Below are 22,681 nucleotides of genomic sequence, written 5' to 3' on the forward strand. Positions count from 1 at the left end.
CCCAAAAGTTTTTTCGGACAGCAAAAAGGGACCCCGCAGCCAACCGGCTGTGGGGTCCCTCTGATTTATGGATTACTGCTGCTCCTGCGCGGCGCGCTTGGCTTCCAGCGCCAGAATGGCATCGCGGCGGCTCAGGTTGATGCGGCCCTGCTGGTCGATGTCCGTGACCTTGACCACGATGGCATCACCCACGGCGACCACATCCTCCACGCGCTCCACACGCTTGGTGTCCAGCTTGGAGATGTGCACCAGACCTTCCTTGCCCGGTGCAATCTCTACAAAGGCACCAAAGTTCATCAGGCGGGTGACCTTGCCCTTGTAGATGGCACCGATCTCGGGGTCCTCCACAATGGTCTTGATGGTGAAGATGGCGCGCTTTGCATCCTCCTGATCCACGGCGGAGACGAACACATGGCCGTCCTCCTGCACATCGATCTTGCAGTTGCAGGTGGCGCAGATGTCCTGGATGACCTTGCCGCCCTTGCCGATCACGTCCTTGATCTTATCGGTAGGGATCATCATGCTGAACATCTTGGGAGCCCAGCGGCTCAGCTCCTCACGGGGCTGTGCGATCACGGGCTTGATGATCTCGTCCAGGATGTACAGGCGGCCCTTGCGGCACTTCTCAAAGGCCTCGGCAATGATATCGTAAGTCAGGCCGTCGATCTTGATGTCCATCTGGATGGCAGTGATGCCCTTGCGGGTGCCGCCCACCTTGAAGTCCATATCGCCGTGGAAATCCTCCACGCCCTGAATGTCCAGCATGGTCATCCAGCGGTCGCCCTCGGTGATCAGGCCGCAGGAGATGCCGGCAACAGGTGCCTTGATGGGCACACCGGCATCCATCAGGGCCAGCGTGGAACCGCAGATGGAAGCCTGAGAGGTGGAGCCGTTGGAGCTCAGGACCTCAGAGACACAGCGGATGGTGTAGGGGAACTCCTCCAGAGAGGGCAGCACGGGAACCAGAGCGCGCTCTGCCAGTGCGCCGTGGCCGATCTCGCGGCGGCCGGGGCTGCGGGGTGCGCGGGCCTCGCCGACAGAATACGGCGGGAAGTTATAGTGATGGATGTAACGCTTGGTCTGCTCGTCGGTCAGATCGTCCATCAGCTGGTTGTCCTTGGTGCCGCCCAGGGTGCAGGTGGTCAGCACCTGGGTCTGGCCGCGGGTGAACATACCGGAGCCGTGGACCCGGGGCAGGATGCCCACTTCGGCAGCCAGCGGGCGGATCTCGTTGATGCCGCGGCCATCCACGCGCTTGCCCTCATCCAGCAGCCAGCGGCGGACAACGTACTTCTGCATCTTGTAGCTGACAAGGTCGAGGTCTGCGTCAGACAGATCGGGGTACTCCTCAGCGATCTTGTCCATGATGGGCAGCAGAGCAGCATCCCGCACATTCTTGTCGTCGGTATCCATGGCGGCCTTGAAGTCGTCCAGGTACTTGTTCTGGATGGCGTGGAACACGTCCATATCCAGACCCACCACCTGGAAATCGATCTTCGGCTTGCCGCGCTCTGCAACGATGCCGTTGATGAAGGTGATGATCTTCTTGATCTCAACGTGGGCGGCCTTGATGGCATGGAGCATGGTGTCCTCGTCCACCTCGTTGGCACCGGCCTCGATCATCACGATCTTGTCCATGGTGGCGGCAACGGTCAGGGCCAGGTCACTCACCTTGCGCTGCTCCTGGGTGGGGTTCAGGACGATCTCGCCGTCCACCAGGCCCACCTGAACACCGCCGATGGGGCCGTTCCAGGGGATCTCGGACACAGCGGTGACCAGAGACGCACCGATCATGCCGGCGATCTCAGGGCTGCAATCGGGGTCCAGGCTCATTACGGTCATGGTGATGCAGACATCGTTGCGCATCTCCTTGGGGAACAGCGGGCGCATGGGGCGGTCCACCACGCGGCTGGTCAGGATGGCGCGCTCACCGGGGCGGCCTTCACGGCGCATAAAGCTGCCGGGGATGCGGCCTGCGGCGTAAAGCTTTTCCTCATACTCCACGTTCAGGGGGAAGAAATCCACACCTTCGCGGGGCTTGGGGCTCATCACAACGTTGCACAGCACGCAGGTCTCGCCGTAGCGGATCAGGGCGCTTGCGTTGGACAGGCCGCACATCTTGCCCATCTCGACCTTGAACGGACGGCCAGCCAGCGTGGTCTCGTAGACCTTGAAGTTTTCAAAGGTCTCTTTGCGGGAACCAAATTCAATTGCCATTTGGTTTTGCCTCCTTTGTCCTTTTGCGGTTTATCTTCTTATCTTCCAAAAGGCAGCGGCCAGCGCATCATAGCAATAAAGCCAACGCCCGTGCCTTTTACAGCACAGGCGCTCGATTTACTGCTGCAACGCGCAGCAGCGGCCTGTTGTTCCTCAAAAAAGAGCAAAGGGCAGGCACCACATTGCGGTACCTGCCCTCTGTTTTCTATTACTTACGCAGACCCAGGGTTGCGATCAGAGCACGGTAACGCTCGATGTCCTTCTTCTGGAGGTAGGCCAGCAGATTGCGGCGGCGGCCAACCATCTTCATCAGACCACGGCGGCTGTGGTGATCGTTAGGGTTCTTCTTCAGGTGCTCGTTCAGCTCGTTGATGTGAGCGGTCAGCAGAGCGACCTGAACCTCGGGGGAGCCAGTGTCCTTCTCGGTCAGAGCGACTTTGGCCATAACTTCCTGCTTGTTCATAGTAACAGTACCTCTTTATAAAATTTTATTTGCCGTCGGCACAGAATGCGGGAAAACGGTACTCCCAAATGGGCATACTCCCAGCCCCGTGCCGCGGTAACATGGCTAGTATAACAGAAATCCGTGCAAAAAGCAAGAAATATTTTACTATGATTTCGCAAAATATGCCTTGGCACGCCGGGCCGCATGGTCGATGCAGGCCTTCAGCTCGTCCAGGGTATCAAACTTTTTGCTGGGGCTCAGGTAGGCGTAGAACTCCACCACCGGGTCGGTGCCGTAGAGGTCGCCGGAAAAATCCGGGATAAAGGTCTCACAGGTCACCTTGGTCTCGTCCGAATTGACAGTGGGCCGGGTCCCCAGGCCGGTGGCCGAGGGATACCAGGTATCACCGATCCGGGTGCGGGTGATGTAGATGCCATAGCGGGGCATCTGGAAGCCCGCCGGGTAGATCTGGTTGATGGTGGGCACGCCCAGCGTGTGGCCCAGACCCGCCCCGTGCTGCACCGCGAAGCGGATGGCATAGGGCATCCCCAGCATGGCGTTGGCGGCAGGCACATCGCCGCCCTCCAGTGCCGTGCGGATGCGGGTGGAGGACACCGGCTTTTCCTCAAACTGTGCCATAGGCACCACCACGACCTCCACCCCCAGCGGGGCGCAGAGCTCCTTCAGCAGCTCGGGGGTCCCGGCGGCCTTGGCACCAAAGGTAAAGTTTTCGCCGCAGAACAACGCCCTGGCGTGGCAGTCCTGCACGATGCCGTACACGAACTGCTCCGGGGTCATGGCGCGGATCTCCTCAAACTCGGGGCAGAGGTAATACTCCACACCCAGGCTTGCGATAAGGGCATGCTTATCCTCGGTGGAGAGCAGACGGCGGCCCTTCATTTTGCTGTCAGCGGGCAGCTTGAAGGTGAACACCGCCGGGGCAGCGCCGTGGGCCTTTGCCCACTCCACTGCTCCCTCAATGACGGCACGGTGGCCGATGTGGATACCGTCGAAGTAGCCCATGGCAACAGCAGTGCCGCCCTCATGTTCCAGCGCCAGCGGCGACAGAGATGAAACGATTTGCATTGGTCGTCAGTTCCTTTCCACGAACAGCTTTTCCACCTTGAGCACACCGTTCACCACATTGGCAAGACCCAGAAACTGCCCTCCGGCGTTCCGCACGCGGTAGCGGCCGTCGGCAGCGGGATAGCGGCTGGTGGGGCACCCGTTGTAGAGGTGCTGCTCCACCCGCTCGTCCGCCACCAGCAGCGGCAGGCTGGCGAACACGCTTTCCACCGGCAGCATCAGAGCCTGCAGGGCCTCCGGCCCCGCGTCCTTTGCCGCCTGGATCTCTTCCAGCGTGTGGGCATCGGCTTCTGAATACACCCCGGCGGCCACGCGGCGCAGGGCACTCATGGTGCCCTTCTGGCCCATGGCTTCGGCAATCTCCTCCAGCAGCACCCGGATATAGGTGCCCTTGGAGCACTTTACGGTCAGGGCATACTCGTTTTCCGCAGGGCTGCCCTCGTACCGGATGTCCAGGATCTCGATCGGCCGGGCCTTGCGCTCCACAGTTTTGCCCTCCCGGGCCAGCTTATAGAGCGGCTGACCGTTGATCTTGACCGCCGAGTACATGGGCGGGGTCTGCATCCGGGGGCCGAGGAACTGCGGCAGAACGGCCAGCAGCTCCTGCTCCCCTGCCGTTACCGGGGCGTTCTCCAGCACAGTGCCGGTCACATCCCCGGTATCGGTGCGCTGGCCCAGCCTGAGGACAGCGCGGTAGGCCTTGGTGTGGTCCAGCTGCAGATCAACTGCCTTGCTGGCCCCGCCGCAGAACACCGGCAGAACACCGGTCGCCATGGGGTCCAGCGTACCGCTGTGGCCCAGTTTCCGGGTGCCCAGAATGCCCCGCAGCTTGGCAATGACATCAAAGCTGGTCCAATCGGTGGGCTTATCAACAATGAGGATCCCCTGCATCATGCTTCCTCCTGCGGTGCATCAAGAACAGCTTCCACCTCAGAGAGGATCGCGCTCTTGGCGTTGTCAAGGTTGCCCAGCAGCTCACAGCCCGCCGCACGGGTGTGGCCGCCGCCGCCCAGACGGCGGGCAATGGCACAGGCATCCACGCCCTTGGCGGTGCGCACGCTGATGCGATAGCTGCCGCCGGGCTGCTGGCGCAGGGTCAGGCCGACCTTCACGCCCTCAATGCTGATGGGCAGGCTGGTCAGCTCTTCCAGATCCGCAGGGTCTACCCTGCTCTGCTCGATCTCATCCCGGGTCAGGTAGATGAGGGCGCAGCGGCCATCCAGATGATATTCCAGATGGTTGCGGGCGATCCGCTCGGCTTCCATCCGCTCCCGGGACTTGGTGTCAAACAGCAGGGTGTTCAGCTCCTCCACATGGGCACCGGCCTCCATCAGCTTGGCAGCAGTGATGTGGGTGCTGGCCTTGGTGGAAGAGAACTTGAAGCAGCCGGTATCCGTGGACAGGCCGGTATACAGGCAATCGGCAATGTGGGGGGTGATCTCCACATGCATGGCACAGATCACCTCATACAGCAGCTCTGCCGCAGCGGCGGCGCTGCCGTCCAGCAGCGTGAACTCGGCGTAGCCGCTGTTGCCTGCATGGTGGTCGATGCACAGGTCCACATGGCGCGTGTACTGGGGAACGCCGTTGCCCTCGCCAAACAGCTGGACGCTGGCAACATCCACAGCCACCACGATCTGCGGCTCAAATTCGCCCTTGAACAGGCGGGGGTTGGTAAATGCGTACCGGCCGGGGATGGGGTCGGCGCAGAGCACGGCTGCGTGTTTTTCCAGTGCAAGCAGCGCATAGTAGAGCGCGCTGCCGCAGCCGACCGTATCACCATCCGGGTTTTTGTGGCACAGAATCAAGATGTTATCTGCAGCAAGCAGCTTTTCTGCCATCTGCTGTACATTCAGCTGTTCTGTCATCCCATGTTCCATCCTTTCCGCAAGGCTGATTATTCCTCGGTCTCTTCCGGCTGGCTGGTTTCCTCAGCGTCACCGTTCACGTTCAGCGTGCGGAGCAGCTCATTGATGTGGGCTGCGTAGGCGGCACCGTCGTCCTCCACAAAGATGAAGCGCGGAGCCTTCCGGATGTGCATCTTCTTGCTGACCTCGGTGCGCACATGGCCTGCGGCACGGTTCAGTGCCTCGATGGCGGGCTTGGGGCCGTCCTCGCGACCCATCACGCTCACATAGACCTTTGCAACATCCAGGTCAGGTGTCACATCCAGACGGGTGACGGTCAGCAGACCGCCCTCCAGGCGGGGGTCCTTCAGCCGTCCGATGATGGCAATGACCTCGCGCTTCATATCCTGGGCAAGACGACCCATATTTTTCTGAGACATAAATTTCTCCTATAATAACCTCTCCGTCATTGCTTCGCAATGCCACCTCTCCTGATAGGAGAGGCAAGCACACGCCCTGCCCAGCTCCCCTGCCAGGGGAGCTGGCGAGCGGATGCGAGCCTGAGAGGTTTTTTCAATTAGTCCCGATATTCTTCCATCTTGAAGGCCTCGTAAACGTCGCCTTCCTTGACATCGGCAAACTTTGCCAGCGTAACGCCGCACTCGTAGCCCTCGGCCACTTCCTTGGCATCATCCTTGAAGCGCTTCAGAGATGCGATCTCGTCCTCCGTGATGACGATGCCGTCACGGACAACGCGCACCTTGCTGTCGCGGGTGATCTTGCCGCTGGTCACGCGGCAGCCTGCAACGGTGCCCACGTTGCTGATCTTGTAGACCTGACGGACCTGCAGCTCGCCCAGAGCCACCTCGCGGAACTTGGGAGCCAGCATACCCTTCATAGCGTCGGTGACATCGTTGATGGCATCGTAGATGACGCGGTACATCCGCATCTCGACCTTGGTGGCAGCGGCTTCTTCCTTGGCCACGTTGTCGGGGCGGACATTGAAGCCGATGATGATGGCGTTGGAGGCATCGGCCAGGTCAACGTCGGACTTGCTGATGGCACCGACACCGGCGTGGATGACGCGGACGCGCACCTCATCATTGGAGATCTTCTCCAGGCTCTGCTTGACGGCCTCGGCGGAGCCCTGCACATCAGCCTTGACGACAATGGCCAGCTCCTTCATATCGTTCTGTGCCATCTGGCTGAACAGGTTATCCAGAGTGACCTTCTGGAAGGAGGAGAACTGCTTCTCCTTGGCAGCGGCAATGCGCTGCTCTGCCAGCTCACGGGCCAGACGCTCGTCGGCAACGGCCTCGAACAGGTCGCCTGCCTCGGGCACAGCGGTCAGGCCGGTGATCTCCACGGGGGTGGAGGGGCCTGCATCGTTCAGCAGCATGCCCTTGTCGCTGCGCATGGTACGCACACGGCCCACAGCGGTACCGGCAATGATGACATCACCGGCATGCAGGGTGCCGTTCTGCACCAGAATGGTGGCGATGGGGCCCTGGCCCTTGTCCAGACGAGCCTCAACAACAGCACCCTTGGCGCGGCGGTTGGGGTTGGCCTTGAGCTCCATGACCTCGGCCTCCAGCGCGATCCGCTCCAGCAGGTCGTTGATGCCCATGCCGGTCAGTGCGGAAACGGGGATGCAGGCCACATCGCCGCCCCAGTCCTCGGTGATGATGCCGTACTTGGTCAGGCCTTCCATCACGCGCTCGGGGTTTGCAGTGGGCTTATCCATCTTGTTCATGGCCACGATGATCTTGACATTGGCAGCCTTGGCGTGGTTGATGGACTCCACGGTCTGGGGCATGATGCCGTCATCGGCGGCAACGACCAGAACAGCGATATCGGTCATGTTGGCACCGCGGGCACGCATGGAGGTGAATGCCTCGTGGCCCGGCGTATCCAGGAAGGTGATCAGGCTGTCGTTGATCTTGACCTGATATGCACCAATGGCCTGGGTGATGCCACCAGCCTCGCCTGCGGTGACATTGGTCTTGCGGATGGCATCCAGGATACTGGTCTTGCCGTGGTCAACGTGGCCCATGACACAGACAACGGGAGGGCGCTCCACCAGATCCTCGGCGGAATCCTCCTCCTGGGTGAACAGGCGCTCCTCGATGGTCACATGCACCTCGTGCTCGACCTTTGCGTGGAACTCCTCAGCCAGCAGAGATGCGGTATCGAAATCGATCACATCGTTGATGGCGTGCATCTCGCCCATCTGCATAAACTTGGCAATGACCTTGCCGGCCTGCTGCTTCAGGCGGGCAGCCAGCTCGCCGACGGTGATTTCATCGGGGATCATCACCTTCAGCTGTGCATTGCGGGCCTTTTCCAGCTGGATGCGCTGCAGGCGCTCGAACTCGGTCTCGCGCTTGCCCTTCTGGAACTGCTGACGCTGGCGCTGGCCGCGCTGGGTGAACTTCTGCTTGTTGCCCTGCGGGGTGGGCTTGCGGCGGTTCTCGGTGTTCTTGGTGGAAGCCAGATCGTCGTAGCGGGCATCGAAGCGGTCCACGTTCACATCCACGGTGCGGGTATCGACCGTCACCTGGCTGTCCTCGCGGCGGACAGAGACGGACTGAGCCGGGGCAGCAGAGGCCTTGGCACCGGTCTCGCGGGCCAGCTCGCTCAGGGAGACAGTCTTCTCCTCGCGCTTCTTGTGCTGCTCATTCTTCTTCTCGCCGTGCTTATTGTTGTTATTGTTTGCCTTGGGCTGCTCTGCCTTTGCGGCAGGGGCAGCGGGCTTTGCCTCGGGCTTCTTCTCAGCAGCCTTGGGCTCGGCCTTTTTCTCCGCAGGCTTCTCGGCCTTTTTCTCCGCCTTCTTTTCAGGCTGGGCAGGCTGCTTTGCGCTGTTCAGATACTCGTCCAGGCTGGCAACGCTGTTGTCCTTGCTGAATTTCTCCAGCAGGTAGTTCAGCTCGTTCTCTTCCAGGGTAGAGCTGTTCTTCTTGCCGGTGCTGCCCATGGCAGCCAGCTCATCCAGGACCTTCTTTGCAGAAACATTCAGGTCCTTTGCAAAATCGCTCACTTTATATTTTACGGTCATTCGCTCATATCCTCCTCATTTTTGATTGCCCCGCAGTCCGAAAGACGGTCAAAGCAGAGCTTTGCGAGGTTGCGGTCAGTCACCGCGTAAACAGCCACAGGCTTGCGGCTGATATCGGCCAGGCGGTCCTGGGTCAGCGGCATGGAGATCACGTCCACCAGGTCGCCCACAGCGTAGTTCAGGCGCTGCACGGTCTTGGCGCTGGCATCGGACGCGACCATTACCAGCCATGCCTTGCTCTTGACGCAGGCATCTTCCACGGCATCAAAGCCCATGGTCAGCGCGCCTGCCTTGCGGCAGAGGCTCAGCGCCTGAAACAGCGCTTCTTCCGGGGCCATTTTGGGCTTTTCGGGGGTATTGTTATGCTTCGCCATTCGGCTGGGCCTCCTTTTCCACGTCGGCCAGCTGTGCGGCCAGCGCATCGTAAACCTCGGCGGGAACCGGCTGCTCAAAGCAGCGCTCCAGCGCCTTTTTCTTTTTGGCCTTTGCCAGACAGGCCGGGTCCGGGCAGAGGTAAGCGCCGCGGCCCGGCTTCTTGCCCACGGGGTCGATGCTGATCTCGCCGCTGGGGGCGCGCACCACCCGCACCAGTTCCTTTTTGGGGCGGCTGGTCATGCAACCGATGCACTGGCGGGCAGGGATCTTTTTTTGTGCCATCCGGTTTCCCTCCTTCAGGTGCGGTCACAGCCGCTCTTACTCAGCGTCCTCGGTCTTGGGCTCGGCAGCCTTGGGCTCCTCGTCCTCGCCATAGTAGCCGCTCTCGGGGCGGATGTCGATGTTGTAGCCGGTCAGGCGGGCGCACAGGCGGGCGTTCTGGCCCTTGTTGCCAATGGCCAGACTCAGCTGCTGGTCGGGCACGGTGACGCGGCAGGAGCGGGTCTCGCCGGGCAGCAGCTCGACCTTGAGCACCTTGGCGGGGCTCAGGGCTGCGGAGATGAACTCGGAGACATCCTCACTCCACTTGACGATATCGATCTTCTCACCGCCCAGCTTCTCGACCACAGCGGCCACACGGTCGCCGTGGGGGCCGATGCAGGCAGAAACGGGGTTGACGTTGGCATCCTTGCTCCAGACAGCCATCTTGGTGCGGGCACCGGCCTCGCGGCTGATGGCCTTGACCTCAACGGTGCCGTCATAGATCTCGGGCACTTCCAGCTCGAACAGGCGCTTGACCAGGCCCGGGTGGGTGCGGCTGATCATCACGCGGGCACCGCGCTCGCCGCTGACCACGTCCACAACGTAGACCTGCAGGGTCTGGCCCTCGGTGTAGGTCTCGCCGGGCACCTGCTCGTTGCGGGGCAGGATGGCCTCGCCGCCCTTGCCCAGGTCCAGGGCCACGATGCCCTTCTCGTTGTCCACACGGGTAACGGTGGCCTGGATGATATCATGGGCGCGGGACTGGATCTCGCTCAGCTGCTGGCTGCGCTCGGCTTCCCGGATGCCCTGACGGATGACATGCTTTGCGGTCTGGGCGGCAATGCGGCCGAAGTCCTTGGTCTTGAGGGGGGTCACAACGCGGTCGCCGACCTCATAGCTCTTGCGGATCTTCTGGGCCTCGGTGATGCCGATCTCGGCGTGCTCATCGTACCAGTCCTCATCGGCGACAACGTTCTGCACCAGAGCGACGTTGAACTTGCCGTTGTCGGGATCGATCTCCACCAGAACGTTGTCGTCCTCGACCTCATAGTTCTTCTTGACAGCGATCACGATGGCAGCCTTGATCTTCTCGATCAGGTACTCTGCGGTGATGCCGCGCTCATGCTCCAACATGGAGAGAGCTTCAAAAAAATCATTGTTCGCTGCAGCCATTTTTCGGGTTCCTCCTAAATATCATTCTTTCTCTTTTAATCAAACAGGTCCTCGTCGTCACACAGGCGCACCGTGCTGACGGCGGAAAGCTCGAACTGCATGGGGCCGGCCGGGCCTTCGAGCGTGATGGTATTGCCTTCGCGGGAAGTCAGGAGGCCGGAAAACTCCTTAACACCGTTCTCGTTGGCCCGGTACAGCCTGACGCTGATCTTCTGGCCCCGAACGGCTTCGTAGTGCTCCGGGCGGGTCAGCTTGCGGCCCAGGCCGGGGCTGCCGACTTCCAGATAATAGCTCTGTTCAATGGGGTCCGCCTCATCCAGGATGGGGTCCAGCGCATGGGAGACATCGGCACAGGTGTCGGTGTCCATGGTAGTGCCGTCCGTTTTGTCGATGAGGACACGGAGATACCAGTCCGGCCCTTCCTTTTCAAAGACCACGTCCCACAGGCGCAGGCCCATGCCCTCCACAGTGGGGCGGACAAGCGCTTCGACTCTCTGGGCGGTATTTCCGCCAGACTGCTTCGCCATAAAAACCTCCAAACAAACAAGAAACGCGGACCTTGCGGCCCACGTTTCAGTAAAAGTTATATCGTACTATTAGAATATAGCATACTTCCGGTAATTATGCAAGGGGGTTTCGTGAAATTTTGCCTTATCCTTTGCCGTACCACAGCACTTCAAGAATCAAAACCTTCTCACAATCTTCTTATGCATCATAGGTTTCCACTTCTGTTTTTGTATCTCCACACTTGGTACAGACATAATAATAAGTCACCTTGATAAAATCTCTTCCAATCGGCATATTCCGGAATTCCTCCCGGACAACCTTATCAAGATCATAATTATGCTTGCAGGTATCAGGTATAATCGGTTCCGGGGATACATCACGTGCTTTTTGTTCTGCCGCTTCAATCAAACGGAACATTTCGCTCGACTGCTGCGCCACATGCTGATTTACATACGCTTCCACTTGCGTAAAATCATAGCTGGAAGTTCTTGAAGTTTCAACAAGTTCTTCTGTCTTTTCTTTTCCCAGAACCAGCTCCAGCATACTGTCAATCCGTTTCTGGGTCTCTGTTTCAAAATATTGATCGATTCTGGAGGTGTCAAACGCCGCAAAAGCCGTTGCACCAACAGATATAACCAGTAAAAGGCTTAATAGCACCGCTGTCAATCGTTTCATAGTTTGCATCTCCTTTCTCTTACCCATATTAATATCACTTATACGTGGTCACAATATATTCTGCACCGCAATTTGTGCAGACATAATACTCCGTAGTAACCGTATATGTTCTACCCGTCTTCGGGTCCGTTTCCGATACACTTGTAGCATACTTAAAGCTATACAAATGGCTGCATACATCCGGTATAATCGGTTCCGGAGATAAATCATGCGGAGCGATATTTCCTTCTGCAAAAGAAATCACGCCCATCGTACATACCATAGCCAAGGTCAATAGGAACATCATCAAACGCTTCATAGCATTTCCATCCTTTCATCTTGTCTTGTGGTTCGGTCAAAGTGCACTTTTTATAGTAAAAGTATAACATCCCCTTTTTTTGATGTCAATATTTTTCTTTCATGTGAAATATCTTTTGTGCATTCATACAATTATCGAGTTTCTAGTCGTTCTAAATAAGCAAAAATCCTTACAGACTAATCACAGACTGTAAGGATTTAACGAATTATTTATATTGAACGATTACAGCACCCAGACACCGTTCCGGAACAGTTCCACCACACGGCCGTCACGGCACTTGCCGGTGATATGGCTGTCCTCTGCACCGATCATCACATCCTCATGGATGGTGGACTGGTTCATGCCGCGCTCTTCCAGCTGCTCCTTGGTCAGGCCGGTGCCGCCCTCGGTGGTGCCGGGGTAGCTGGCACCAAAGGCGATGTGGCAGGCAGCATTCTCATCGAACAGGGTGCTGTAGAACAGCGCGCCGCTGCGGTTGATGGGGCTGGATGCGGGCACCAGTGCCACCTCACCGATATGGCGGGCACCCTCATCGGTATCCAGCAGCCGGCCCAGCAGGTCAGCGCCCTCCTCGGCTCCATGCTCAACGACCTTGCCATCCTTGAAGGTAACATGGAATCCCTTGATGAGCTGACCATTGAACACATAGGGCTTGGTGCCGTAGACGATGCCGTCCACCTTATCCTTGTGGGGAGCGGTGAACACTTCCTCGGTGGGGATGTTGGGCAGGAAGAACACGCCCTTCTCGTTCTTGCTGCCGGCGCTCTCCCAGCTGGCCTGTTCGGCCAGGCCCACGGTCAGGTCAGTGCCGTTGGCGCTCTCAAAGTGGACGCTCTCCAGATCAAGGGCATTCATCTTCTCACCCAGACTGGTCAGACGGTCCAGATGTGCCTTCCACTCGTTGACGGGGTCACCGCCGGTCACGCGGCAGACATCAAAGATGAGCTGCCACAGCTTCTCGATGGCGGCATCCGTATCCAGCTCGGGGAACATCTTCTTTGCCCAGGGGGCGCTGGGCATGGCGGCAATGGACCACTGCACCCTGTCATTCATGGTGTACTCCCGCCAAGGAGCCATAAATTTCCGGTTGGCGGCGTTCACACGGCTGATCTTGGCACCATCCAGACCGGCGTAGACCTCGGGGTCATCCGCAATGAGGTGCAGCACGCAGACACTGCCCTCGCTCTCTGCGTAGTCGAGGTAGCGGCGCAGCTGGTAGGGCTTGCTGTCGGTCAGGGCTTCCTCGCTGCCCAGCTCCATCCGGGTGCGGGATACGGCATTGTCGCTCCAGTCCACCTGAACATCACGGGCACCGGCCTCAAAGCCGCTGCGCACACACAGGCGGGCCAGCGGGGCAGCCTCCAACGGGCAGCGGATGATCATGGTCTGGCCCGGCTGAGGGTTCACGCCCACCCGGACGATAAAGTCAGCGTATTTTTTGAGCAGTTCATCAAAGTTTTTCACAAAAGGTTCCTTTCTGCCGCAAGAAACGGCATGGTTGTTTTGCCCTAAGTATACCCTCTTTTTTCAATTCTGTCCATCGGATAAAAGAAAACAGACGCTTCCGGCGTTGAAAAACGGGGAAACGTCTGCTATACTAACCTTGGGAGTGCTGTCCACATACGGTAAGCGGTCTAACCTTTCCGGCCCAAGCGTCGGGGAGGCGAATATTTTTTGTCGTGCCCCTGACGCTCTGCTGCGAAAGGGGTGATGCTCTATGACGCTATTGGAAACTTTAGCCCTGCTGACGTTGCTTGCAACCGTCGGCTTTGGCGTGTTCGATATCGCATGGAAAATCTTTACACACAAAAAATGACCGCCCTCAGCGTCCAAACTTGAGCGGTCATTCTTTGTGAATAACTTGCCGGGAAGGTACTGACCGTTTGCCGGACAGCACTCTCTTTATCTATAATATACCACAGCCCCGCCGAAATTGCAACGGCGGGGCTGTTTTTATTTGGATCAGAACTCGATCTTGCTCTCGATATAGCTCTTGAGCTCGGAGATGGGCATACGCACCTGCTCCATGGTGTCACGGTCGCGGACGGTGACGCAGTTGTCAGCTGCGATCCCCTTGGCCTCGTCACCCACGGTGTCGAAGTCCACGGTGATGCAGTAGGGAGTGCCGATCTCATCCTCGCGGCGGTAACGCTTGCCGATGGAACCGGTATCATCGTAGTCCACCATGAAGTACTTGCTCAGCTCGTTACGAATCTCCATGGCCTTGTCGCCCAGCTTCTTGCTCAGGGGCAGCACAGCACACTTGTAGGGAGCCAGAGCCGGATGCAGACGCAGGACGGTGCGGACATCTTCCTTGCCCTTGGCATCGACCAGATGCTCCTCATCGTAAGCCTCGCACAGGAAAGCCAGTGCCACACGGTCGCAGCCCAGAGAGGGCTCGATCACGTAGGGGATGTAGTGCTCGTTGGTCTCGCTGTCGAAGTACTCCAGGCTCTTGCCGGAGGCCTCCTGATGGCGGGTCAGGTCGTAGTTGGTGCGGTCTGCAATGCCCCACAGCTCGCCCCAGTCGGTGAACGGGAAGGCATACTCGATATCGGTGGTGGCACGGCTGTAGAAGGCCAGCTCTGCGGGCTCGTGGTCACGCAGGCGCAGATGCTCCTTCTTGATGCCCAGGCTCAGCAGCCAGTTCTCGCAGTAGTTCTTCCAGTAAGCAAACCACTCCAGATCGGTGCCGGGCTTGCAGAAGAACTCGCACTCCATCTGCTCGAACTCACGGGTGCGGAAGGTGAAGTTGCCCGGGGTGATCTCGTTGCGGAAGGCCTTGCCCACCTGGCAGACACCAAAAGGCAGCTTGCGGCGGGTGGTGCGCTGGATGTTGGCAAAGTTGACGAAAATGCCCTGTGCGGTCTCGGGGCGCAGGTAGCAGGTAGAAGAGCTGTCTTCGGTAACACCGATGGCAGTCTTGAACATCAGGTTGAACTTGCGGATGGGGGTGAAGTCATGCTTGCCGCAGACAGGGCAGACGATGTCCTCGTGGTCGGCGATGAACTGATCCATCTCATCAAAGCTCATGGCATCCACATTGACCTCGGGATGCTCCTCACCGATCAGCTTATCGGCGCGGTGGCGGGCCTTGCAGGCACGGCAGTCCAGCAGGGGGTCAGAGAAGCTGGAAACGTGGCCGGTGGTCACCCAGGTCTGGGGGTTCATAATGATGGCAGCATCCAGGCCCACATTGTAGGGGCTCTCCTGGACAAACTTCTTCAGCCATGCTTTCTTGACGTTGTTCTTGAACTCAACGCCCAGGGGACCGTAGTCCCAGCTGTTGGCAAGACCGCCATAGATCTCAGAACCGGGGAACACGTAACCACGGTTCTTGCAAAGATTGACGATCATATCAAGGGTCTTTTCGCTCTGTTCCATTGTAATAACATCCTTTCCGTCCGCGGCTGGCTTGCCGTGTCGTGTGTGTTGTTTCGGGCAGCTTTCCCCACTGCCGCGTATCTCTACTTTACCATGTTTTCTTATTTTTGTAAAGCAAAAGGCCGCTGCATTTCTGCAACGGCCCTTTCTTTCTGAGAAACAGGCGGGGTGACGTTTCCCGCATCTCCTAACACCGGGCGACGGCTGCCTGTTCCGTCCTCTGTTTCTCTTTGCAAGTTTTACTTATGATACTTCATACCGGCATTGATGGTACAGGCCCGGTAGATCTGTTCGGTCAGCACCAGGCGGGCCAGCTGATGGGGCATGGTGATGCGGCCCATACTGAATCTGAGGGCTGCGGCTTTCTTCACTTCATCGGACAGGCCGTGGGAGGAGCCGATGACGAACGCCACATCCCCTGCCCCGCTGTTTGCGCGGTCGGCCAGGAACTGCGCCAGCTCATCGGAGGAGATCTGCCTGCCCTCAATGCACATGGCAACGATGGCAGCACCCTTGCGCACATTGGAGAGGATAGCTTTTCCTTCCTTCTCCAGTGCTTTTTTCACCACAGCATCGGAGGCATTTTTCTCCTCGATCTTTTCCTCCGGCAGCTCGATGATCCGGAATGCCGCAAAGGCAGCCAGACGCTTCTGGTACTCTGCCACGCCCTCGGCAAAATATTTTGCGTTCATTTTACCAATACAGATCAGGTCAATATTCTGCATTACAGCTTCCTCTTTTCAGGATAAACGATTTAAAATTGTCTCCGCTACTGCTTGAACTCCCTCAGTCACGGCTTACGCCGTGCCAGCTCCCTCGGAGAGGGAGCCTCTGGCGAAACCGGATACTTTGCAATTCAAGCAAAAGCTTTCCCGCCATGCCAAAGGCCCCATCCTAGAGGGGGCTGTCGAGCGAATGCGAGACTGGGGGAGTTTTTTACAGCATTGTCAGCTGCTCGCCCTCGTCCTCGGCGCGGATGAGCGCGCCGGTGGCGGGCAGGCTGCGGACACGGTAGCGGTGGGGGTTGGCAAGCTCCAGCGTTTCCGCCGGGACGACAGATGCAATGGTCTGGCTCTTTTTCAGGGTCACAACAGCAACACCCTGGCTGTCGCGGGTGGTCTTGGCAGCGATCTGCGCCGTGTTGACCAGCAGCATCCGGCCTGCGCTGGTGCGGATGACCAGCTCCGTGTCCTCGGGCAGGAAGAGCAGCTTTGCCAGCGGCTCCTTGTCGGAGTAGGCCTTGAGCAGCTTGCGGCGGTTCTGCTTGGTGGCGTAAGAGGCCAGCGGGATCTTTGCGCACTTGCCCCCCGCAAAGAAGAAAAGGACATAGCCGCTGTAATCGCCCGTGATGACCATAGCGAGGATGTTCTCGCCCTCATCCATTCCCAGACGGCCCGGCAGGTAGATGCCCATCTGGGCCACCTTGCCGTCCTCCAGCTCGTTCAGGCGCACCTTGTACACCTGCTGTTTGTCGGTAAAGAAGAGGGCCTCCACATTGTTCCGCGTCTCCACCTGATGGATGATCTCATCGCCCTCTTTCAGCTTGTGGGCACCGGCGGTGCGCAGGCTCTGGGGCGGGATCTTTTTCAGGTAGCCCTCACGGGTGAAGAACACGGTAACGGGATAATCCGGGATGGATTCCTCTTCGGCACCGCTCTCCTCCTCGGGCAGATCATACAGGATCTCGCTGCGGCGGGGCTGGGCGTACTTTTTGGCCACATCGTTCAGCTCATTGATGATGATGCGGCGGATGCGGGCAGGCTTTGCCAGAATATCGTTCAGGTCGGCAATGTCCTTTTCCAGCTGTTCGATCTCACCCGTCCGCTTGAGGATATACTCCCGGTTCAGGTGACGCAGCTTGATCTCAGCCACATAGTCGGCCTGCACCTCGTCGATGCCAAAGCCGATCATCAGGTTGGGCACCACCTCGGTCTCCTCCTCGGTGGTGCGGATGATATGAATGGCCTTATCGATATCCAGCAGAATGGCCGCAAGGCCCTTGAGCAGGTGGAGCCGCTTTTCCTTGCCGTGGAGATCATAGTAGGTGCGGCGGCGGACACACTCCATCCGGAAGGCTGTCCACTCCTGCAGGATCTCCCGCACGCCCATGACCCGGGGCTGACCGGACACCAGCACATTGAAGTTGCAGCTGAAGCTGTCCTCCAGCGGGGTGGTCTTGTAGAGCTTGGCCATCAGCTTTTCCGGGTCCACGCCGCGCTTGAGGTCAAGGGTCAGCTTGAGGCCGTTCAGGTCAGTCTCATCCCGCATATCGCTGATCTCTTTGATCTTGCCCGCCTTGACCAATTCGGCGATCTTGTCCATGATGGCTTCCACAGTGGTGGTGGGCGGGATCTGCGTGATCTCCAGCATATTCTCGCCGGGCACCACATTGTACCGGGCACGCACCTTGATGCTGCCCCGGCCATTCTCATAGACCTCCCGCATCTGGGCCTCATCGTACAGGATCTGGCCGCCGCCCACGAAATCCGGGGCGGGCATGGTGGTGGAGATATCGTGTTTGGGATCCTTCATCAGGGCCACGGTGGTGGCGCACAGCTCTGCCAGATTGAAGGAGCAGATGTTGCAGGCCATGCCGACTGCAATGCCCAGGGTATTGTTGGCCAGAATGGTGGGGAAGGTCACGGGCAGCAGGGTCGGCTCGGTGGTGGTTCCGTCGTAGTTGGGCACAAAGTCCACGGTCTCCTTATCGATATCCCGGAACAGTTCCTCGCAGACACCCTCGAGCTTGGCCTCGGTATAACGGGCAGCGGCGCAGGACATATCCCGGCTGTACGCCTTGCCGAAGTTGCCCTTGCTGTCCACAAAGGGCACCAGCAGGCTCTCGTTGCCCCGGCCCATGCGCACCATGGTATCGTAGATGGCGGCATCACCGTGGGGATTCAGGTGCATGGTGCTGCCCACGATGTTGGCCGACTTGGTGCGGGCACCCTTCAGCAGACCCATCCCGTACATGGTGTACAGCAGCTTGCGGTGGGCGGGCTTGAAGCCATCGATCTCGGGCAGGGCGCGGGAAACGATGACGCTCATCGCGTAGGGCATATAGTTGGTCTCCAGCGTGCTGGTGATGGGATCTTCCAGCACACTGCCCGCGTTCAGGATCTCAACGCCGTCGCCCAGCTGCGGGCGGACAGGCCTGGTCGTTTTTTTGGTTGTTCGTTTTGCCATTTTTGCTCCTCTATATCAGCATCTATATCCCGGATCCAACCCCTCAGTCTCGCATACGCTCGACAGCTCCCCTAATAGTGGGGCCCTTGGCATAGAGGGGAACTCGCAGGGCGTTCCGCAACGCCAGGGCCTCCCCTACTAGGGGAGGTGGCAATGCAAAGCATTGACGGAGGGGTTTATCTCGTCAGCTCACATCCAGATCATCCAGATATTCCGCGCCGTGCTGTGCAATATGTTCTTTGCGTCCGGCAAGGTTATCTCCCAGCAGCAGGTCAAACACCCGGGCCGTTTCCTCCACGTCCGTGGGCAGCACCTTGATCAGGCGGCGGCTCTCGGGGTTCATGGTGGTCAGCCACATCATCTCGGGGTCATTTTCGCCCAGACCTTTGGAGCGCTGGATGGTATACTTTTTGTCGCCGATCTCCTTCAGGAAAGCTGCCTTTTCCGGCTCGGTGTAGGCAAAATAGGTGTGATCCTTTGTGGTGATCTCATACAGCGGCGATTCCGCGATATAGACATAGCCCTCGTTGATCAGAGTGGGGGTCAGCCGGTAGAGCATGGTCAGCACCAGCGTGCGGATCTGGTAGCCGTCCACGTCAGCATCGGTACAGATGACGATCTTATTGTAGCGCAGGTTATCGATGTTGAAGGTGGCAAGTTCCTTGTTATGCTTGCCGCCCAGTTCCACGCCGCAGCCCATGACCTTGATAAGGTCCACGATGACATCGGACTTGAAGATGCGGGCGTAATCGGCCTTCAGGCAGTTCAGGATCTTGCCGCGGATGGGCATGATGGCCTGATATTCACTGTCGCGGCTCTGCTTGACCGCGCCCATAGCGGAATCGCCCTCCACAATGTAGAGCTCCCGGCGGGAAGCATCCTTGGTGCGGCAGTCCACGAACTTCTGCACCCGGTTGGCCAGATCGATCTGGGTGGAGAGCGTCTTTTTGATGCTCTGGCGGGTCTTTTCGGCGTGCTCACGGCTCTGCTTGTTCACCAGCACCTGCTGGCAGATCTTCTGGGCCTCCTCCGGCTTTTCAAGGAAGTAGACCTCCAGATAGTGCTTGAGGAAATCAGTCATGGCCTGCGAGACGAACTTGTTCGTAATGGCCTTCTTGGTCTGGTTTTCGTAGCTGGTACGGGTGGAGAAGCTGGACGAGACGTAGACCAGGCAGTCCTGCACATCCTGGAAGCTGATGGCGCTCTCGCCCTTCTTATAGAGGTTCTTGTCCTTCAGGTATTTGTTGATCTGGTAGACAAAAGCCGTGCGGACGGCGTGCTCGGGGCTGCCGCCGTGTTCCAGCCAGGAGGAGTTGTGATAGTATTCCAGCAGCTGCACCTTATTGGAGAAGCAGAAGGCAGCGCTCATCCGCACTTTATAATCCGGCTGATCCTCACGGTCACGGCCGGAGGCCTCGCTTTCGCAGCTGAACACCGGGGTCAGGGTATCCTCTCCTGCCACCTCCTGCACATAGTCGGCGATGCCGTTCTGGTAGCACCAGCTCTCCTTCCAGGGCTTGCCGGTGGCGGGGTCCTTCTCCTTTTCGTCCGTAAAGTTCAGGGTCAGGCCCGCGTTGACCACGGCCTGACGGCGCAGCACATCCTTATAGTAGCTGCCGGGCACGTCAATGTCCGTAAACACCTCATCGTCGGGCTTCCAGTGGATGATGCTGCCGGTACGGCGACCCTTGTAGGGTTCCTTCTGCAGGCCGCCCACGTTCTCACCCTTTTTGAAGTCGAGGTGGTAATGAAAGCCGTCGCGGTAGATATCGGCGGTCATCCAGGCAGAAGCGTACTGGGTGGCACACAGGCCCAGGCCATTCAGGCCCAGGCTGAACTCGTAGTTATCCTCGCCCTCACCGTATTTGCCGCCCGCGTACATCTCACAGAACAGCAGCTCCCAGTTGTAGCGGCCCTCGCCGTTGTTCCAGTCCACGGGCATACCGCGGCCAAAGTCCTCCACGATCACGCTGCCGTCCTTGCAGCGGGTCACATTGATGGTATCGCCGTGGCCATCGCGGGCTTCATCGATGGAGTTGGAGACGATCTCAAAAATAGAGTGGGCGCAGCCCTCCACGCCGTCTGAGCCAAAGATGACGGCCGGGCGCTTGCGCACACGGTCGGCACCCTTCAGCGAAGTAATGCTTTCGTTGCCATATTCCTGTTTTCTTGCCATGCTGTCCTCCGGGCCTGTTCTCTTGTAATGAGCAGGTCGTCAAATCAAAACGCCTTTGCTCTTTCCCTTATAATAAGTATAAGCGATGTGTAAAGAGCAAAAGCGTCGGTGTTCTTTTCTTTTATTAAACCATAGGTTGTATTACTTGTCAATTTCTTCGGGCAGATTTCTTGTCCTCCTGATTCGGCAGAAAAAAGCCCAGAAAGTCATTCTTATTTTGCGCGTTGAAACGCATAAAACGAAAAAAGTTTCAGTTTTTTTCAAAAATTTTGAATTTACCCCTTTACAAAATCAAAATTTCAGGTATAATAATCATCGTCCGGTGCGCCTCTGTAGCTCAGTCGGTAGAGCAGGGGACTGAAAATCCCCGTGTCATTGGTTCGATTCCGATCGGAGGCACCACCTTTCAGAAGAACAAGAATTACTCCTGTTCCTCTGATATGCGGCCGTAGCTCATCTGGTAGAGCGCCACCTTGCCAAGGTGGAGGTAGCGAGTTCGAGCCTCGTCGGCCGCTCCATAACGGAGTGGTAATAATCACTCCGGATATGGCCCGGTAGCTCAGTTGGTTAGAGCACCAGCCTGTCACGCTGGGGGTCGTCGGTTCGAGCCCGATCCGGGTCGTCTTTCCCTGTGGTGCAAGGGTAAATGCACCAATATGCGGCCGTAGCTCATCTGGTAGAGCGCCACCTTGCCAAGGTGGAGGTAGCGAGTTCGAGCCTCGTCGGCCGCTCCAAATGGAGTGGAAATATTCACTCCAAATATGGTGACGTGGCCAAGTGGTAAGGCAAGGGTCTGCAAAACCCTCATCCACCAGTTCAAATCTGGTCGTCACCTCCAAAAGTTCCCGGAAGCTGCGGCTTCCGGGATTTTTTGTTTTGCTTTTCTTTTCCTCGTTCCCGTGTTACAATGGGGATACTATTTTTGCGAAGGGGGCCGGCAAAGTGCTCTTGAATTCCAGCGAATATCTGAATACCGTTGAATCCATCAAGCAGGAAATTCGCGCGGCGCAGTATCGCGCATCTGTCAGTGTCAACCGGGAGCTTCTGCTTCTCTATCATACGATCGGCAATACGATCAATGCACATAAGACCTGGGGCAGCAAATTCATTGAAAGCCTTTCTGCCGATATCAAACTTGCTTTTCCGGACGCTTCCGGTTATTCCGTTCGGAACTTGAAGTATATGGCAAAATTTGCACTTGCTTACCCTGACGAGGAATTTGTGCAACAGCCTGTTGCACAAATTCCGTGGGGACACAATACCGTTCTCCTGGATAAGCTTTCCTCACCAGAAGAACGCCTATGGTACGCTGAAAAAGTTATTGAAAACGGTTGGTCTCGGAACGTTTTGATTCATCAGATCGAGAGCGGATTATATCAACGTCAGGCCATTGCATCAAAAATCACAAATTTTGAAGCTCGTCTGCCCGCCTCGCAAAGTGAGCTTGCCTTGCAAACGATGAAAGACCCCTATCTCTTTGATTTTATCCCTTTGAAAGAAAATATGCTTGAGCGGGATATCGAGCAGGCTCTTGTCAAAGATGTCACCAAACTTTTGCTGGAGCTGGGCACTGGCTTTGCTTTTCTGGGCAACCAATATCATCTGAATGTCGGCGGTGATGATTTTTATATCGACCTGCTGTTTTATAATCTGAGCCTGCGCTGTTATGTTGTGATCGAATTGAAAACCGGTGAATTCAAACCAGAGTATGCCGGACAGCTCAATTTCTATCTTTCTGCGGTAGATGGATTACTGAAAAAAGAGCAGGATCACCCTTCCATCGGCCTTCTTCTCTGCAAAAGCAAGAACGATCTGGTTGCAGAGTACTCCCTTAAAGATATGAGCAAACCCATCGGAGTCAGCGCATACCGTATCACAAGCTGCCTGCCGGAAGAGTTTGAAAAGCAGCTGCCTTCTGTTGAGGATCTTCAAAAGCGAATTTTGTAAGGCAGATTTTTCCCCGTTCCCGTGTTACAATGGGGATACTATTTTTGCG

At 57.6% G+C, this 22,681-nt stretch carries 19 protein-coding genes and 5 tRNA genes; 6 read left to right on the top strand and 18 right to left on the bottom strand.

Going from position 1 to position 22,681, the window contains the following annotated elements:
• Positions 1–72 precede the first annotated feature (72 nt).
• The 18 genes from J3351_RS04260 to J3351_RS04345 form a co-directional block, all read right to left on the bottom strand.
• On the bottom strand, positions 73–2,217 hold the full coding sequence (locus tag J3351_RS04260; protein WP_207697203.1) for a polyribonucleotide nucleotidyltransferase: 2,145 nt from the start codon (positions 2,215–2,217) through the stop codon (positions 73–75).
• Positions 2,218–2,425: 208 nt separating this feature from the next.
• Positions 2,426–2,680 (bottom strand): 30S ribosomal protein S15, encoded by a 255-nt coding sequence (rpsO, locus tag J3351_RS04265; RefSeq protein ID WP_005933138.1) that lies wholly within the window; start codon positions 2,678–2,680, stop codon positions 2,426–2,428.
• 147 nt (positions 2,681–2,827) lie between these two features.
• Entirely contained in the window at positions 2,828–3,748 is a 921-nt protein-coding gene (ribF, locus tag J3351_RS04270) for a riboflavin biosynthesis protein RibF (protein ID WP_207697204.1), read from the bottom strand.
• 6 nt (positions 3,749–3,754) lie between these two features.
• On the bottom strand, positions 3,755–4,639 hold the full coding sequence (gene truB / locus J3351_RS04275) for a tRNA pseudouridine(55) synthase TruB (protein ID WP_097772523.1): 885 nt from the start codon (positions 4,637–4,639) through the stop codon (positions 3,755–3,757).
• Positions 4,639–5,628: a bifunctional oligoribonuclease/PAP phosphatase NrnA gene (locus tag J3351_RS04280; RefSeq protein WP_097772524.1), complete on the bottom strand. Its 990-nt coding sequence runs from the start codon at positions 5,626–5,628 to the stop codon at positions 4,639–4,641. Before J3351_RS04280 ends, truB begins: the two co-directional genes overlap by 1 nt.
• Positions 5,629–5,645: 17 nt before the next feature.
• Positions 5,646–6,035, bottom strand: coding sequence for a 30S ribosome-binding factor RbfA (rbfA, locus tag J3351_RS04285; RefSeq protein WP_097772525.1), 390 nt, complete (start codon positions 6,033–6,035; stop codon positions 5,646–5,648).
• 137 nt (positions 6,036–6,172) lie between these two features.
• Positions 6,173–8,650, bottom strand: a complete 2,478-nt coding sequence (gene infB, locus J3351_RS04290) for a translation initiation factor IF-2 (RefSeq protein WP_097770980.1) — start codon at positions 8,648–8,650, stop codon at positions 6,173–6,175.
• Positions 8,647–9,024: a hypothetical protein gene (locus tag J3351_RS04295; protein WP_005933129.1), complete on the bottom strand. Its 378-nt coding sequence runs from the start codon at positions 9,022–9,024 to the stop codon at positions 8,647–8,649. Before J3351_RS04295 ends, infB begins: the two co-directional genes overlap by 4 nt.
• Entirely contained in the window at positions 9,011–9,307 is a 297-nt protein-coding gene (gene rnpM, locus J3351_RS04300; RefSeq protein ID WP_005933128.1) for an RNase P modulator RnpM, read from the bottom strand. Before rnpM ends, J3351_RS04295 begins: the two co-directional genes overlap by 14 nt.
• A gap of 36 nt (positions 9,308–9,343) precedes the next feature.
• Positions 9,344–10,459 carry a transcription termination factor NusA gene (gene nusA / locus J3351_RS04305; protein ID WP_207697205.1) on the bottom strand — a complete coding sequence of 372 codons (1,116 nt, stop codon included), beginning with the start codon at positions 10,457–10,459 and terminating at the stop codon, positions 9,344–9,346.
• A 35-nt stretch (positions 10,460–10,494) separates the two neighbouring features.
• Positions 10,495–10,986 carry a ribosome maturation factor RimP gene (gene rimP / locus J3351_RS04310; RefSeq protein WP_097770978.1) on the bottom strand — a complete coding sequence of 164 codons (492 nt, stop codon included), beginning with the start codon at positions 10,984–10,986 and terminating at the stop codon, positions 10,495–10,497.
• Positions 10,987–11,164: 178 nt separating this feature from the next.
• Complete coding sequence (locus J3351_RS04315; RefSeq protein ID WP_207697206.1) at positions 11,165–11,641, bottom strand: hypothetical protein; 477 nt, start codon at positions 11,639–11,641, stop codon at positions 11,165–11,167.
• Positions 11,642–11,675: 34 nt separating this feature from the next.
• Positions 11,676–11,939 carry a hypothetical protein gene (locus tag J3351_RS04320; protein ID WP_143405741.1) on the bottom strand — a complete coding sequence of 88 codons (264 nt, stop codon included), beginning with the start codon at positions 11,937–11,939 and terminating at the stop codon, positions 11,676–11,678.
• Positions 11,940–12,161: 222 nt separating this feature from the next.
• Positions 12,162–13,403: an aminopeptidase gene (locus J3351_RS04325; RefSeq protein ID WP_207697207.1), complete on the bottom strand. Its 1,242-nt coding sequence runs from the start codon at positions 13,401–13,403 to the stop codon at positions 12,162–12,164.
• Between the two features lie 498 nt (positions 13,404–13,901).
• Positions 13,902–15,323 (bottom strand): glycine--tRNA ligase, encoded by a 1,422-nt coding sequence (locus tag J3351_RS04330; protein WP_207697208.1) that lies wholly within the window; start codon positions 15,321–15,323, stop codon positions 13,902–13,904.
• 239 nt (positions 15,324–15,562) lie between these two features.
• Positions 15,563–16,048 (bottom strand): 23S rRNA (pseudouridine(1915)-N(3))-methyltransferase RlmH, encoded by a 486-nt coding sequence (gene rlmH, locus J3351_RS04335; RefSeq protein ID WP_097770974.1) that lies wholly within the window; start codon positions 16,046–16,048, stop codon positions 15,563–15,565.
• Between the two features lie 211 nt (positions 16,049–16,259).
• The gene (locus tag J3351_RS04340) at positions 16,260–18,509 is read right to left on the bottom strand and encodes a DNA gyrase subunit A (protein ID WP_207697209.1); all 2,250 of its coding nucleotides are present in this window, start codon (positions 18,507–18,509) and stop codon (positions 16,260–16,262) included.
• A 184-nt stretch (positions 18,510–18,693) separates the two neighbouring features.
• Positions 18,694–20,685, bottom strand: coding sequence for a type IIA DNA topoisomerase subunit B (locus J3351_RS04345; protein WP_097770972.1), 1,992 nt, complete (start codon positions 20,683–20,685; stop codon positions 18,694–18,696).
• 326 nt (positions 20,686–21,011) lie between these two features.
• Between J3351_RS04345 and J3351_RS04350 the strand changes: the two genes are divergently transcribed.
• The 6 genes from J3351_RS04350 to J3351_RS04375 all read left to right on the top strand — a co-directional run bounded on the left by J3351_RS04350 (position 21,012) and on the right by J3351_RS04375 (position 22,632).
• Positions 21,012–21,087, top strand: a tRNA-Phe gene (locus J3351_RS04350).
• A 40-nt stretch (positions 21,088–21,127) separates the two neighbouring features.
• Positions 21,128–21,203: transfer RNA gene (locus J3351_RS04355), tRNA-Gly, on the top strand.
• 30 nt (positions 21,204–21,233) lie between these two features.
• Positions 21,234–21,307: transfer RNA gene (locus J3351_RS04360), tRNA-Asp, on the top strand.
• A 36-nt stretch (positions 21,308–21,343) separates the two neighbouring features.
• Positions 21,344–21,419 (top strand) — tRNA-Gly (locus J3351_RS04365).
• A 29-nt stretch (positions 21,420–21,448) separates the two neighbouring features.
• Positions 21,449–21,523, top strand: a tRNA-Cys gene (locus J3351_RS04370).
• A gap of 104 nt (positions 21,524–21,627) precedes the next feature.
• Positions 21,628–22,632 carry a YhcG family protein gene (locus tag J3351_RS04375; protein WP_374222231.1) on the top strand — a complete coding sequence of 335 codons (1,005 nt, stop codon included), beginning with the start codon at positions 21,628–21,630 and terminating at the stop codon, positions 22,630–22,632.
• The last annotated feature ends 49 nt before the right edge of the window (positions 22,633–22,681 follow it).

This window comes from Faecalibacterium sp. Marseille-Q0746 (assembly GCF_017377595.1).
In the GTDB taxonomy this organism is placed as follows: Bacteria; Bacillota; Clostridia; order Oscillospirales; family Ruminococcaceae; genus Faecalibacterium; species Faecalibacterium duncaniae.